This window comes from Desnuesiella massiliensis (genome assembly GCF_001403615.1).
GTDB classification, from domain to species: domain Bacteria; phylum Bacillota; class Clostridia; order Clostridiales; family Clostridiaceae; genus Desnuesiella; species Desnuesiella massiliensis.
The window spans coordinates 66,534-80,015 of record NZ_LN879457.1; the positions used below are offsets into that span (position 1 = coordinate 66,534).

Sequence of the window (13,482 nt, forward strand, 5' to 3'; positions counted from 1 at the left end):
GATGATGAGAATAATTTTATTAGGCCCTCCTGGCGCGGGTAAAGGTACTCAGGCAAAATCTATCTGCAATAGGTATTCCATACCACATATATCTACCGGTGATATTTTTAGAAAAAATATATCGGATAATACTCCTCTAGGAATAGAAGCGAAAAAACATATCGATAGAGGGCATCTAGTTCCTGATGAACTGACCATTGATATAGTTAAGGATCGTTTATTTCAAGAGGATTGTAGTAATGGATATCTGTTAGATGGTTTTCCAAGAACCGTTAAACAAGCAGAAGCATTAGAAGAATTTCTAATTTCCAGGGGAGAAAATCTAGCAACTGCACTTTTAATAAAGGTTCCAACAGAATTTATAATAGATAGAATGACTGGCAGAAGAGTTTGTCCAGCATGTGGAGCTAGTTATCATATAAAATATAATCCTCCTGTTAATGAAGGTAAATGTGATGTTTGTGGTAGTGATATAATCCAAAGAAAAGATGATACGGAAGCTACTGTAAGAGAAAGGCTTGAAGTTTATGATATGCAAACAGAGCCATTGATAGACTACTATGGAAAGAAAGATCTTTTATCCATAGTGGAGGGCACTAGAGCCATAAACGAAGTCTTCGAAAGTATCTGCAATATCCTAGGGAGCGATAAAAAATGATAATTATTAAAAATAGTCAAGAAATTGAGTATATGAGACAGGCGGGAAAGGTCGTAGGAGAAACCCTTCTAAGACTTGAAGAACTCATAAAGCCAGGTATAACTACTGCAGAGATAGACAAAGTGGCTGAAGAATTTATAACTAAGCAAGGAGCAAAGCCTTCATTTAAGGGATACGGTGGTTTCCCAGCTTCTTTATGCATATCAGTCAATGAAGAAGTTGTCCATGGAATACCAGGAAATAGAGTTCTGCAGGAAGGGGATATTGTTAGTGTTGATTGTGGTGCCATACTTAATGGTTATCAAGGTGATGCAGCAAGAACTTTTCCAGTAGGAAAAATTTCAGACGAAGCCATGAAACTAATTAATGTTACCAGAGAGAGCTTTTTTAAAGGTATTGAAAGAGCTTTAGTAGGTAATAGATTAACGGATATATCTCATGCAATACAACAATATGTTGAAGCAGAAGGATTTTCTGTAGTTAGAGATTATGTAGGTCATGGCATCGGGAAAGATCTACATGAAGATCCTGAAGTACCTAATTTCGGTAGACCTGGAAGAGGTCCTAAATTAGTCAGTGGTATGGTTCTAGCTATTGAACCTATGGTTAATATTGGAGGTTTTCATGTAAAAACTCAGTCTAATCAATGGACTGTAGTAACAATAGATGGAAGTCTATCTGCACATTATGAAAACACAGTGGCAATTTTGCCAGAAGGTCCGGAAATATTAACTTTAATAAGATAAAAGGTTAGTGCTGCTTAGTTATAAATTCACATAAGCCTGATAAAAGGCAATGTTAATTTATGACTAAGGTAATCATAGAGGTGAATATATTGCAGGACAATGACTTAGTAGGTAATGTTGTATATTCCAAGGCTGGCAGAGATGAAGGTAATTACTATATAATAGTAGGTGTTGTAGATAGTAATTATGTTTTGTTAGCGGATGGAAAATGCAAAAAGATACAAAAACCGAAAAAGAAAAAAATTAAACACTTACAATTGACTAATGAAGTCGCCTATGATATAAAAGAGTCTGTAGTTAATAAATCTTATGATTCAGACTCTAAAATAAGAAAGTTTTTAAAGCCTAAAGGCATTGTTAAGGAGGTTTGATTACCTTATGTCTAAAGATGATGTTATAGAAATGCAAGGTACAGTTTTAGAAGCTCTACCTAATGCTATGTTCCAGGTAGAACTTGAAAGTGGGCATAAAATATTAGCACATATTTCAGGTAAGTTAAGAATGAATTTTATAAGAATATTACCAGGTGATAAAGTTACAGTTGAACTTTCTCCATATGATTTAACTCGTGGAAGAATTACCTGGAGAGCAAAGTAATAAGGAGGGTTAGCTATGAAAGTAAGACCATCAGTTAAGCCTATTTGTGAAAAGTGCAAGATCATTAGAAGAAAAGGAAACGTAATGGTTATTTGCGAAAATCCAAAGCACAAACAAAAACAAGGCTAATTAACAATTAAATATTTACTATTAATATTACTAAGAATTAAACTTAGAATTAAGTTTAATAAAAATGTTAATAAATTTTAGGTGCGGCTGACAGTAGAGAAATTCTCTATTGACCTAAAATTTCCATATAAATCATAATACAAAATAATGCATTTCGAATACCAGGAGGTGTAAAGTTTAATGGCAAGAATACAAGGTATTGACCTACCAAAAGAAAAAAGAATTGAAATAGGTCTAACATATATATTTGGAATTGGATTACCAAGCTCACATAAAATATTAGCAGCTACAGGTATAAATCCAGATACAAGAGTTAAGGATTTAACTGAAGAAGAAGTTAACGCTATAAGAGATTATGTTAACAAAAACTTCAAAGTTGAAGGTGATTTAAGAAGAGATATAGCTCTAAACATAAAGAGATTAGTTGAAATCGGATGTTACAGAGGTATGAGACATAGAAGAGGACTTCCAGTAAGAGGTCAAAGAACTAAAACAAATGCTAGAACAAGAAAAGGTCCAAAGAAGACTATAGCTAACAAGAAAAAGTAGTAAGGAGGTAGTGGAATGGCAGCTCAGAAGGTTAAGAAAACCAGAAGAAGAAAAGAAAGAAAAAATATTGAGCACGGTGCTGCTCATATTCAATCAACATTCAATAACTCTATAGTTACATTAACTGATGCAGCTGGAAATGCTCTATCATGGGCAAGCGCAGGTGGATTAGGATTTAGAGGCTCAAGAAAGAGCACTCCATATGCAGCTCAAATGGCAGCAGAAACAGCAGCTAAAGCAGCTATGGAACATGGCTTAAAGAGTATTGAAGTATATGTAAAGGGACCTGGATCAGGTAGAGAAGCTGCAATAAGATCATTGCAAGCAGCAGGTTTAGAGATTACATTAATAAAGGACGTTACTCCAATACCACATAATGGATGTAGACCACCAAAAAGAAGAAGAGTTTAATACAGTAACAGGAGGTGTAATTAATGGCAAGATATACTGGAGCTACTTGCAGATTATGCAGAAGAGAAGGTATGAAACTATTCCTTAAAGGGGATAGATGCTATACAGATAAATGTGCATTTGCTAGAAGAGGCTATGCGCCAGGACAACACGGACAAAGCAAGAAGAAATTATCAAACTACGGAACTCAATTAAGAGAAAAACAAAAAGCTAAGAGAATATATGGTGTTTTAGAAAAACAATTCAGAACATACTATGAAAGAGCTGAAAGAATAAGAGGAATCTCTGGTGAGAACTTATTAAGACTTCTTGAAATGAGATTAGATAATGTAGTATTCAGACTAGGTTATGGTAACTCAAGAGCAGAAGCTAGACAATTAGTTACTCATGGACACTTCTTAGTAAATGGAAAGAAAGTAGATATTGCATCTTACAAATTATCTGTTAATGATGTAATAGCTGTAAGTGAAAAGAGCAGAGCTACTGAGAAGTTTAAAGTATTTGCAGAAAATCCAAAGACATTACCAAAATGGTTAAGTGCAAATCCAGAGAATTTTGAAGGAAAAGTAGTTGCTGACCCAGCGAGAGAAGATATAGATGTACCAGTAAATGAAACTCTTATCGTTGAGTTATACAGCAAGTAATATATAGATATTTGCTAAAGATAAGAAGAAAATTCTACTTTAGCAAATATAGAATCAGTTGCCCTCAAAATAAGGTTGCCATTAAAAAAAAAGGAGGGTTTGTGAATGTTAGAAATTGAAAAGCCAAAAATTGAGTGTATAGAAGTTAGCGAAGACGGAACTTATGGTAAGTTTGTTGTAGAGCCTTTGGAGAGAGGATATGGGATAACTCTAGGAAATGCCCTAAGAAGAATTTTATTATCTTCTTTACCAGGTGTTGCAGCTACTTCTGTTAAGATAGATGGAGTTTTACATGAATTCTCAACAGTACAAGGCTTGAAGGAAGATGTTACAGAGTTAATTCTTAACATTAAAGCGCTTGCCTTTAAGATGTCAGGAGAGGGTCCTAAGACTATATATATAGATGCAAAAGGGCCTTGCGAAGTAACTGGTGCAGATATAAGAACTGATGGAGATGTTGAGGTAGTAAACAAAGACTTACATATAGCTACTTTAGATGATGATGGTAAGCTATATATGGAGCTAACTGTAAATAGAGGAAGAGGATATGTTTCACAAACTAGAAACAAATCAGATGATCTTCCAATAGGAGCAATCCCAGTTGATTCTATATATACTCCAGTAAAAAGAGTTAATTTCGCTGTTGAAAATACAAGAGTTGGTCAAATAACTGACTATGATAAATTAACTCTAGAAATATGGACTAATGGCACTATTAAGACAGAAGAAGCTATAAGTCTTTCTGCTAAAATTCTTATAGAACATTTCAAGCTATTTATGACACTTACAGATCATGCAAATGATGTTGAAATAATGGTAGAAAAAGAAGAAGATAAAAAAGAAAAAGTCCTAGAAATGACTATCGAAGAGCTTGATTTATCAGTTAGAAGTTATAACTGCTTAAAGAGAGCTGGAATCAATACCGTTCAAGAGCTTGCACAAAGGTCTTTAGACGATATGATGAAGGTTAGAAATCTAGGAAAGAAATCCCTTGAGGAAGTTGAAAGAAAGCTTAAGGATCTAGGCTTAGGATTAAGATTAAGCGACGAGTAAGGAGGTAAAGTCATGGCAGTACAACGTAAGTTAGGTCTTCCAACAGACCAAAGAATAGCTATGCTAAGAAATCTTGTTACTAGTTTTTTAAAGCATGGTAAAATAGAAACTACAGTGACAAGAGCAAAAGAAACAAGAAGACTAGCAGAAAAAATGATTACTCTTGCAAAAAGAGGAGATTTACATGCTAGAAGACAAGTACTTTCTTTTGTAACTGAAGAAGAAGTAGTTAAAAACTTATTTGAAAATGTAGCTCCTAAATATGCTGAGAGAAACGGCGGATATACTAGAATGTATAAAGTAGGTCCAAGAAGAGGAGACGGAGCTGAAGTAGTTATACTTGAGTTAGTATAATTTTATTCACATCTAATAGGGGATTAAGTAAATACTTAGTCCCCATTTTAATATATTTACTGTATTTATTCTGTTATAAAAAAGTTTAAAGTTAGGCAAGTATAAGTTATAATATGTAAGTAGTAGAAAGTAGATATTTAAATCTAATTTCTAGTATTTATAATTTAGTTGTAGACTATCGGAGGAAGAGTAAATGAATAATGTTAACATGATACAATGTGATAATCTTACCTATAAGTATGTAAATTCTGAAGATAAGCTAGAAAAGTATGCGATAAATGGAGTAAACCTAGAAGTTAAAAAGGGAGAATTTTTAGTTATTTTAGGTCATAATGGATCAGGAAAATCTACCATGGCAAAGCATATGAACGCACTGTTATTGCCTAGCGGAGGAAAAGTATATGTGGATGGTATAGATTCCTCTGATTTATCTAAGACTTGGGAAATAAGAAGCAGAGCTGGTATGGTATTTCAGAATCCTGATAACCAGATAGTAGCTACCATTGTGGAAGAGGACGTAGCTTTTGGGCCTGAAAATTTAGGAGTTCCTCCAGAGGAAATAAGAAATAGGGTAGATGAGAGCCTGAAGAAGGTTGGAATGTATGAATATAGAAGGCATGCACCACATCTTTTGTCTGGTGGGCAAAAACAAAGGGTAGCTATTGCAGGAATACTTGCCATGAGACCTAAATGTATAATTTTAGATGAACCAACGGCAATGTTAGATCCTTCAGGAAGGAAAGAAGTAATAAGAACCATAAAGGATGTTAATAAGGAATATGGTATTACTATAATACTAATAACACACTACATGGAGGAAGCGGTAGAGGCAGACAGAATTGTAGTTATGGACGAAGGGAAAGTTAAGCTAGAAGGAACCCCTAAAGAAGTGTTTAGTAATGTTTCGCTAATGAAAAAGATAGGATTAGATGTGCCCCAAGTAACAGAATTAGCCTATGAGCTTAGAAACTGTGGAATTAATATTAAAAATGATATATTAACTATAAATGAGATGGTGGATGAATTATGTCGATTAAAATAGAAAATTTAACTCATATATATATGCCTAATACACCTTTTGAGAAAAGAGCCTTAGATGATGTTAGCATGGAATTAAATGATGGTGAATTTATAGCTTTAATTGGTCATACTGGATCAGGAAAGTCTACTTTAATTCAGCATATGAATGGATTATTAAAGCCTAATCAAGGTAAAATAATAATAGATGGAGTTAATATCGTTGAAAAAGGCGTAAAGCTAAGCCATATAAGAAAAAAAGTAGGACTTGTTTTTCAATATCCGGAATATCAGCTTTTCGAAGAAACTATAGAAAAAGATATACAATTTGGACCTAAGAACTTAGGATTAAGTGAAGGGGAAATAGATAAAAGAGTTAAGAGAGCCATGAAAATGGTTGGCTTAGACTATGAGGAATATAAGGATAAATCTCCTTTTGAACTTAGCGGTGGTCAGAAGAGAAGAGTGGCCATTGCTGGAGTTGTTGCCATGGAGCCAAAGGTATTGATACTAGATGAACCTACTGCGGGTTTAGATCCAAAGGGAAGAGATGAAATATTACATCAAATAAAGAACCTGCATAAGGAATATACTATGACCATCATATTAGTTTCACATAGCATGGAGGATGTAGCTAAGGTTGCTGATAGGGTAATCGTAATGAATAAGGGAAAAGCTATGCTAGATGGTACTCCAAATAAAGTGTTTAAAGAGATTGATCTATTAGAGCAAGTGGGTTTAGCAGCTCCGCAAGTAACTTATTTAGCTAATAAGCTATTGAATAGTGGATTTAATATATCAGAAGAAATTTTTACTGTAGACCAAGCTAAGAATGCAATTCTTAAAATGTTGAAAGAAAATTAATGTTCAGGAAGGCGGAGTTTTTAGATGATTAAAGATATTACTATTGGCCAATATGTTCCTGGAGATTCTTTTATACATAAGTTGGACCCAAGGACTAAAATATTAATATCCTTGTTATTTATAGTTCAATTATTTTTAATAAAAGGCTTTTTAGGATATATATTTGCTTTAGCCTTTATAGTATGTACAGTGGCTATAGCTAAATTATCACCTAGATATTTATATAAGGGCTTAAAGCCTGTATTTGCATTAATAACTATTACAGCTTTAATAAATCTTTTTATGATAGACGGAAAAGAGCTTATATGGGAGTGGGGATTTCTAAAGATATATAAGGAAGGACTTACCACAGCAGTTTTTATGGTATTAAGACTTATCTTTTTAATAATGGGAACATCCTTATTGACCTTAACTACCTCACCAATAGAACTAACAGATGGCATAGAGAAGCTATTAAATCCCTTTAAAAAGTTAGGATTACCAGCTCATGAATTAGCTATGATGATGACTATAGCTTTGAGATTCATACCTACTTTAATGGATGAGACAGATAAGATTATGAAGGCGCAAATGGCTAGAGGGGCAGATTTTGATAGTGGAAACCTCATTAATAAGGCAAAAAGCTTAATACCTTTACTAGTACCTCTATTTATAAGTTCCTTTAGAAGAGCTGATGAGTTAGCTATGGCTATGGAAGCTAGATGTTATAGAGGAGGAGAGGGAAGAACTAGGATGAAGCAATTAAAAATGCATTCTAGGGATAGTGTTGCTTTTATAACCTTTTTTATATTAGCAATAGCCTCTGTTATGATTAACTATATATAAAATTGGTGGTTAAATGAGGAATATTAAAATAGTCTTAGAGTATGATGGAACCAATTATTTTGGATGGCAAAGGCAAACCAATGGAATAACAATTCAAGAAACCTTAGAAAATACCATATCCAAGATAACAGAGGAGTCAATAGGTATAATAGGCTGCAGCAGGACAGATTCTGGAGTTCATGCTAAGGAGTATGTAGCTAATTTTAAAACAATGAGTGCTATTCCAGGGGATAAATTTAAATATGCCATTAACAGCAAGCTTCCTAAGGATATAGCAATACTTCATTCTGAAGAGGCAGACTTAGATTTTCATTCAAGATATAATTCTAAGGGAAAAACCTATTCCTATACCATATTAAATAGAAATATGCCAGTAGCTCTATATAGAAACTATGTTTATCATTTTAAGCATTCTTTAGATATAGAAGCTATGAAAGAAGCAGCTAGGTATTTTATAGGAGTACATGACTTTGAGGCTTTTAAAACAAAAGGGAGCTCTGTTAAGACTTCTATAAGGGATATAAAGGAGTTATGTATTTACAAAGAGCAGGATCAGATTAAACTTTATATAACAGCAGATGGTTTTTTGTATAATATGGTAAGGATAATTGTTGGAACCTTAATAGATATAGGTTTATATAAAAATAGGCCTGAATATATTAAAGAGATAATATTGTCCAAGGATAGAAATAAAGCTGGTAAAGTTGTGCCTGCTAATGGATTATGTCTAGAAAGAGTATACTACTAGTTTTTTTATGTAAATTGAAGAAATTTATTGACACACTAGGTAGATTGTATTATAATAAGTAATGTTTGTAACTATTAATTAATCGTGTATAAGATCCACTAGCCCCGGATCTTGACATAGAAGGAAAGCCTAGAAGGAAAACCGAATGTAAAGTTCAGGGAGGGAAAAAGATGAAATCATTCAATGCAAAACCACAAGAAGTTGAAAGAAAATGGTATGTTGTTGATGCTGAAGGACAAACTTTAGGAAGAATGGCAAGCCAAATCGCATCAATATTAAGAGGTAAACACAAACCAATATTTACACCAAATGTAGATACAGGAGATTTCGTAATAATAATCAATGCTGATAAGATTGTTTTAACAGGAAAGAAATTAGATCAAAAATTAATGAGACATCACTCATTATATCCAGGCGGATTAAAAGAAACTCCATACAGAACAGTATTAGAGAAGAAGCCAGAGTTTGTTGTTGAAGAAGCTGTAAGAAGAATGCTTCCAAAGGGAGTATTAGGAAGACAAATGTTAAAGAAACTTAAGGTTTACAGAGGAGCAGAGCATGATCATGCAGCTCAAAAACCAGAAGTTCTTGAACTAAAGTACTAATAGGAAGCTGGAAGGAGGAATAAAGAATGGCTAAGGTTCAATATATGGGAACTGGTAGAAGAAAGAAAGCTATAGCTAGAGTAAGACTTGTACCAGGTGAAGGTAAAATAACAATAAATAAAAGAGACATAGAAACATATTTCGGATTAGAAACATTAAGAGTTATTGTTAATCAACCACTAGTATTAACAGCAACAAAAGAAAAATTTGACGTAATTGTAAATGTACATGGTGGTGGATTTACAGGTCAAGCAGGAGCTGTAAGACACGGAATTTCTAGAGCTTTATTAAAAGCTGATGAAACTTTAAGACCAGAATTAAAGAAAGCTGGATTCTTAACAAGAGACCCAAGAATGAAGGAAAGAAAGAAATACGGTCTTAAAAAAGCAAGAAGAGCTTCACAATTCTCAAAGAGATAATTGTGTTTTTGGGAGAGAGGGAAACCTCTCTCTTTTGTTTTTCGAAAATATCTGAGAAATAGAAGAGTATACTCATAGGTAGAGGGAGTACTTAGAGAACTAAAGGCTATTTTATAAAAAATTGCAGTAATTAAAAGAATATTCAGCTAAAAACAATGAACTTAGAGCCTACCATTAGTGGAAAGCATATTATTTAAATAAATTATACCAAAAATTAGGACGTAATATTAAGATTAGGTTAAATTTATTAAGTTCATATTAACAAAAGTTAAGAAATGAGGTATTATTTTTAATGGTAATAATAAAAATATGATAATGGGGGAATTAGTTTGAACACATTTCAAATGGTAGTGGGTCTAATAGGCGGCTTAGGATTATTCCTATATGGTATGAAACTCATGGGAGATGGTCTTGAAAATGCCGCAGGAGAGAAATTAAAAGTTATATTAGAGAAGGTAACTTCTAATCCAGTGATGGGTGTGTTAGTAGGAACGGCTGTAACCGCTGTAATCCAGAGTAGTAGTGCAACTACAGTTATGGTGGTTGGGTTTGTTAATGCTGGGTTGATGAACTTAGCGCAAGCTGCGGGAGTTATTATGGGTGCTAATATAGGAACTACTATAACTGCACAAATGGTAGCTTTTAAGTTAGACCATGTGGCACCTATCTTTGTTGGAGTTGGCGCTGCTGTAGTTTTATTTTCAAAGGGAAAAAGAAGAAGAGAAATTGGAAATATTATTTTAGGCTTTGGTATATTGTTTATGGGTATGGGTATCATGGGTGATGCTATGAAACCTATAGCAAAGTCTCCACAATTTGCAGATTTTGTTGTTACTGTAGGGGATAATTGGATTATAGGCTTAATAAGTGGACTAGCTATGACTGCCGTAGTACAAAGTTCTTCAGCTACTACTGGTATATTGATAGCTTTAGCTAGTACAGGACTTATAAATATGCAAGTGGCACTTCCTATTATTTTTGGATGTAATATAGGTACTTGTGTTACAGCTTTATTAGCAAGTATTGGAACTTCTAAAACCGCTAGAAAAGCTGCACTTATACATTTAATCTTTAATATATTTGGAACTATTATATTCATTCCATTGATGAGACCACTTATAAATATTGTTGAAACTATAAGCTCGGATTCTGTTCAAAGGCAAATAGCAAATGCTCACACTATATTTAATATAACAAATACTTTAATAATGCTACCTTTAATAAAATACTTAATAGCTATAGTTAATAAGTTAATAAAGGGTGAAGATGAAGTAGAAAAAGTAGGAGCTAAGTACATAGATGATAGATTACTTGAAACTCCAGTAATAGCAGAGGGACAAGTTATAAAAGAAACTATTAGAATGGCAAACAAAGCTAAAGAAAATCTTGAGATATCTATGAAAGCCTTTAATGAAAATAATGATGATTTAGTTAAGAAGGTTTATGAAAATGAAAAGATAATAAATGCTTTAGAACAAGATATAACAGCTTATTTAGTTAAGCTTTCTAAGACTGAATTATCTGATGAACAATTAGGAGTAGTAGCGTCCACCTTCCATATTGTTAATGATATAGAGCGTATAGGTGACCATGCTGAAAATATAGCTGATTTAACTAGTGAAAAAATAGCTAAGAGTTTTGAGTATACTAACGATGCTATGGGCGAATTAAAACATATATATGATTATACCTTAAATGCACTTCAAATAGCTGTAGAAAGCTATGCTGCTCAAGATGTTAAAAAGGCAGAAAGCATTATGCCTGTGGAGCAAAGAATAGACGTGTTAGAAAAAGAGTTTAGATCAAATCATATAAAGAGACTTAACAATGGATTATGCAATGCTCATGCTGGTGCTGTATTTTTAGATATCATAAGCAACTTTGAAAGAATAGCAGACCATGCTACGAACATAGCAGAGAGCGTAATTAATAATGCAAAATAGGGAAAAAGCGACGGAAGTCGCTTTTTTTATGTAATAATTAAATATTATTAAGAAATATGAGAATACTAATAATAGTTTTTTAAATAACTATTGTTTCCTAGATTTAATAACAATGAACTGTTAAACTCTGTGGAAAACTTTTAATTAAGGAGGTGAAACTGTTAGTAAAACCTATAAAAGAAAAAATTATAAATTTTCATAGGTTCTATATAACGGTAGAATAATGAGAAAGAAGTGTAGAATAATTCTATTTACCTTACTTAGCATTTTATTTTTCAGTCCCCATATGAGCTTTGCCAAGACTATAGAGAATACTAAGGATAAGATTATATTAATAGACCCTGGACATGGAGGAATGGACGGTGGTGCTGTATCAAAGAATGGGACTTTAGAAAAGGATATAAGTTTACTTATAAGCTTAAAAGTAAAGGGTTCTCTAGAAAAAGCAGGCTATAAGGTTTTTATGACAAGGGATGAAGATAAAGGTCTTTATGAGAATAAGGGAACTGTAAGGAATAAAAAGAATCAAGATCTTACTAATAGATGTAAGATGAAGAAAGAGACAAATTGTGATATGTTTATAAGCATACATTTAAACATGTTTCCACAAAGTAAATATTCAGGGGCTCAGGTTTGGTATTCTAGAGAAGAGGAAAGTAAAACTTTAGCAAGAATTCTTCAAAAAAATATGATAGAAGATTTAGATCCGCAAAACAATAGAGTAGAAAAGCCAGCTTTAGATCAATATAAGATATTAAGGGATGGTTATGATAAGCCAGGAGTTATAATAGAATGTGGATTTTTGTCCAATGAACAGGAGGAAGCAAAGCTTAAAACTGAGGAATATCAACAAAAAATAGCGGAAACTATAACTAAGTCTGTAAAGGAATATTATGGTAGGTAATAATTTAGAAATTTATATACTATTTCCTCGGAAATAAAAGTTTATAAACTAAAAAGCAAAGTATATATCTAAGTTTTTAGACATACTTTGCTTTTACTTTTATAATCTTTCAATTTTTAGACATGCAATCTATAAAGAAACAAGAGACTAGGATTAGCACAACAATTATTATTTCAGTTTTTTAGCCCTGTAGTGGATAAAAAGTTTTTATTTATACACTACGGAACCGGGTTCTTTGAGCAATACCCACCAAGTATTTCCACGCATTAAAGACACAGGATTGCCTTCTTCATCAGTGATTTTTATAGGAGAGTTATGATTTTCCCAGTTTATATTTATGACTTTTCCACCGCAAAATAGTACACCTTTGCCATTGCCTTTAATTTCCTTTGATACATTTTCAACATCTTCTTGTATATATTGAATTATTATATTGGATATGATTACTGGTTTATCATTGGATGGATCCTTATCTTCTATTTCATTTTTAAAGTGCCTATAGGAGCCGTCTTTATATATAAAGTTTGAGGAATTATTTATAGTGTGATTTATAAATATATAATCTGCCTGATCAGTGTATTTAGATTGTATATCTACAATATCCTTAAAAGTAAATTTAGGAATGGATTTTAAGGATAATACATTCACTTGAGATACAGGATATTTTTCAATGGGCTGTTTTGTATAGAATATGGCTTTATAAATAGATCTGTCATCATTGCCTAAATACTCATATATTATATCCGCTTCACTTATGCCAGCAAGAAACTTGGCATTTTCCGTGGAACTATAAGTAACCTCTATGGGTGAGAGATTTTCAGAAAAAGTGCTTATTCTTTCACCAGTTATAGGAGACACATTAATGCTGTTTCTTGGAATGTACTCCATTCTATAATATATGGACTTTATAAAATTATAAATAATAAGAAAAATCAAAATTAGAGATAGCACAAATATAACAAAATCCCAAAGATTTAACGGTTTTCTTTTCAAAATTAACCTCCTAAGGCACTTGG

At 32.8% G+C, this 13,482-nt stretch carries 19 protein-coding genes; 18 read left to right on the top strand and 1 reads right to left on the bottom strand.

Features of this window, described 5'->3' with window-relative positions:
• Positions 1–4: 4 nt before the first annotated feature.
• From BN2665_RS17980 to cwlD, 18 genes are all read left to right on the top strand, one after another.
• Positions 5–658, top strand: coding sequence for an adenylate kinase (locus BN2665_RS17980; RefSeq protein WP_055668509.1), 654 nt, complete (start codon positions 5–7; stop codon positions 656–658).
• A complete protein-coding gene (map, locus tag BN2665_RS17985; RefSeq protein WP_055668510.1) occupies positions 655–1,404 on the top strand; it encodes a type I methionyl aminopeptidase in 750 nt (249 codons plus the stop codon). The genes BN2665_RS17980 and map overlap by 4 nt, the downstream gene beginning before the upstream one ends.
• A 59-nt stretch (positions 1,405–1,463) precedes the next feature.
• A complete protein-coding gene (locus BN2665_RS17990; RefSeq protein ID WP_242865981.1) occupies positions 1,464–1,775 on the top strand; it encodes a KOW domain-containing RNA-binding protein in 312 nt (103 codons plus the stop codon).
• Positions 1,776–1,782: 7 nt separating this feature from the next.
• A complete protein-coding gene (gene infA / locus BN2665_RS17995) occupies positions 1,783–2,001 on the top strand; it encodes a translation initiation factor IF-1 (RefSeq protein ID WP_055668511.1) in 219 nt (72 codons plus the stop codon).
• Between the two features lie 15 nt (positions 2,002–2,016).
• A complete protein-coding gene (gene rpmJ, locus BN2665_RS18000) occupies positions 2,017–2,130 on the top strand; it encodes a 50S ribosomal protein L36 (RefSeq protein ID WP_055668512.1) in 114 nt (37 codons plus the stop codon).
• Positions 2,131–2,310: 180 nt separating this feature from the next.
• Positions 2,311–2,679 carry a 30S ribosomal protein S13 gene (rpsM, locus tag BN2665_RS18005; protein ID WP_055668513.1) on the top strand — a complete coding sequence of 123 codons (369 nt, stop codon included), beginning with the start codon at positions 2,311–2,313 and terminating at the stop codon, positions 2,677–2,679.
• Between the two features lie 15 nt (positions 2,680–2,694).
• Positions 2,695–3,090 (top strand): 30S ribosomal protein S11, encoded by a 396-nt coding sequence (gene rpsK, locus BN2665_RS18010; RefSeq protein ID WP_055668514.1) that lies wholly within the window; start codon positions 2,695–2,697, stop codon positions 3,088–3,090.
• Positions 3,091–3,113: 23 nt separating this feature from the next.
• Entirely contained in the window at positions 3,114–3,734 is a 621-nt protein-coding gene (gene rpsD, locus BN2665_RS18015) for a 30S ribosomal protein S4 (RefSeq protein ID WP_055668515.1), read from the top strand.
• A 105-nt stretch (positions 3,735–3,839) separates the two neighbouring features.
• Positions 3,840–4,787: a DNA-directed RNA polymerase subunit alpha gene (locus tag BN2665_RS18020; protein ID WP_055668516.1), complete on the top strand. Its 948-nt coding sequence runs from the start codon at positions 3,840–3,842 to the stop codon at positions 4,785–4,787.
• Between the two features lie 12 nt (positions 4,788–4,799).
• Positions 4,800–5,141 carry a 50S ribosomal protein L17 gene (rplQ, locus tag BN2665_RS18025; RefSeq protein WP_055668517.1) on the top strand — a complete coding sequence of 114 codons (342 nt, stop codon included), beginning with the start codon at positions 4,800–4,802 and terminating at the stop codon, positions 5,139–5,141.
• A gap of 193 nt (positions 5,142–5,334) precedes the next feature.
• On the top strand, positions 5,335–6,183 hold the full coding sequence (locus BN2665_RS18030) for an energy-coupling factor transporter ATPase (protein ID WP_055668518.1): 849 nt from the start codon (positions 5,335–5,337) through the stop codon (positions 6,181–6,183).
• The gene (locus BN2665_RS18035; protein WP_055668519.1) at positions 6,168–7,022 is read left to right on the top strand and encodes an energy-coupling factor transporter ATPase; all 855 of its coding nucleotides are present in this window, start codon (positions 6,168–6,170) and stop codon (positions 7,020–7,022) included. The genes BN2665_RS18030 and BN2665_RS18035 overlap by 16 nt, the downstream gene beginning before the upstream one ends.
• A 24-nt stretch (positions 7,023–7,046) precedes the next feature.
• A complete protein-coding gene (locus tag BN2665_RS18040; protein WP_055668520.1) occupies positions 7,047–7,847 on the top strand; it encodes an energy-coupling factor transporter transmembrane component T family protein in 801 nt (266 codons plus the stop codon).
• A 13-nt stretch (positions 7,848–7,860) separates the two neighbouring features.
• Entirely contained in the window at positions 7,861–8,595 is a 735-nt protein-coding gene (gene truA / locus BN2665_RS18045; protein WP_055668521.1) for a tRNA pseudouridine(38-40) synthase TruA, read from the top strand.
• Positions 8,596–8,765: 170 nt separating this feature from the next.
• Positions 8,766–9,200 (top strand): 50S ribosomal protein L13, encoded by a 435-nt coding sequence (gene rplM / locus BN2665_RS18050; protein ID WP_055668522.1) that lies wholly within the window; start codon positions 8,766–8,768, stop codon positions 9,198–9,200.
• A gap of 26 nt (positions 9,201–9,226) precedes the next feature.
• Positions 9,227–9,619 carry a 30S ribosomal protein S9 gene (rpsI, locus tag BN2665_RS18055; RefSeq protein ID WP_055668523.1) on the top strand — a complete coding sequence of 131 codons (393 nt, stop codon included), beginning with the start codon at positions 9,227–9,229 and terminating at the stop codon, positions 9,617–9,619.
• Positions 9,620–9,948: 329 nt separating this feature from the next.
• Positions 9,949–11,562, top strand: a complete 1,614-nt coding sequence (locus BN2665_RS18060; protein ID WP_055668524.1) for a Na/Pi cotransporter family protein — start codon at positions 9,949–9,951, stop codon at positions 11,560–11,562.
• 223 nt (positions 11,563–11,785) lie between these two features.
• Complete coding sequence (cwlD, locus tag BN2665_RS18065) at positions 11,786–12,466, top strand: N-acetylmuramoyl-L-alanine amidase CwlD (RefSeq protein WP_055668525.1); 681 nt, start codon at positions 11,786–11,788, stop codon at positions 12,464–12,466.
• A gap of 207 nt (positions 12,467–12,673) precedes the next feature.
• On the opposite strand, the gene BN2665_RS18070 is transcribed toward cwlD, so the two are convergent.
• On the bottom strand, positions 12,674–13,459 hold the full coding sequence (locus BN2665_RS18070; RefSeq protein WP_055668526.1) for a DUF3048 C-terminal domain-containing protein: 786 nt from the start codon (positions 13,457–13,459) through the stop codon (positions 12,674–12,676).
• Positions 13,460–13,482 lie beyond the last annotated feature (23 nt).

Coding starts and splice junctions, on each gene's coding strand:
- rpsK (WP_055668514.1), top strand. CDS start 2,695: ATGGCAGCTCAGAAGGTTAAGAAAACCAGAAGAAGAAAAGAAAGAAAA.
- BN2665_RS18030 (WP_055668518.1), top strand. CDS start 5,335: ATGAATAATGTTAACATGATACAATGTGATAATCTTACCTATAAGTAT.
- BN2665_RS18020 (WP_055668516.1), top strand. CDS start 3,840: ATGTTAGAAATTGAAAAGCCAAAAATTGAGTGTATAGAAGTTAGCGAA.
- rplQ (WP_055668517.1), top strand. CDS start 4,800: ATGGCAGTACAACGTAAGTTAGGTCTTCCAACAGACCAAAGAATAGCT.
- map (WP_055668510.1), top strand. CDS start 655: ATGATAATTATTAAAAATAGTCAAGAAATTGAGTATATGAGACAGGCG.
- BN2665_RS17990 (WP_242865981.1), top strand. CDS start 1,464: ATGACTAAGGTAATCATAGAGGTGAATATATTGCAGGACAATGACTTA.
- cwlD (WP_055668525.1), top strand. CDS start 11,786: ATGAGAAAGAAGTGTAGAATAATTCTATTTACCTTACTTAGCATTTTA.
- BN2665_RS18040 (WP_055668520.1), top strand. CDS start 7,047: ATGATTAAAGATATTACTATTGGCCAATATGTTCCTGGAGATTCTTTT.
- BN2665_RS17980 (WP_055668509.1), top strand. CDS start 5: ATGAGAATAATTTTATTAGGCCCTCCTGGCGCGGGTAAAGGTACTCAG.
- rplM (WP_055668522.1), top strand. CDS start 8,766: ATGAAATCATTCAATGCAAAACCACAAGAAGTTGAAAGAAAATGGTAT.
- rpsM (WP_055668513.1), top strand. CDS start 2,311: ATGGCAAGAATACAAGGTATTGACCTACCAAAAGAAAAAAGAATTGAA.
- rpsD (WP_055668515.1), top strand. CDS start 3,114: ATGGCAAGATATACTGGAGCTACTTGCAGATTATGCAGAAGAGAAGGT.
- BN2665_RS18035 (WP_055668519.1), top strand. CDS start 6,168: ATGTCGATTAAAATAGAAAATTTAACTCATATATATATGCCTAATACA.
- infA (WP_055668511.1), top strand. CDS start 1,783: ATGTCTAAAGATGATGTTATAGAAATGCAAGGTACAGTTTTAGAAGCT.
- rpsI (WP_055668523.1), top strand. CDS start 9,227: ATGGCTAAGGTTCAATATATGGGAACTGGTAGAAGAAAGAAAGCTATA.
- truA (WP_055668521.1), top strand. CDS start 7,861: ATGAGGAATATTAAAATAGTCTTAGAGTATGATGGAACCAATTATTTT.
- rpmJ (WP_055668512.1), top strand. CDS start 2,017: ATGAAAGTAAGACCATCAGTTAAGCCTATTTGTGAAAAGTGCAAGATC.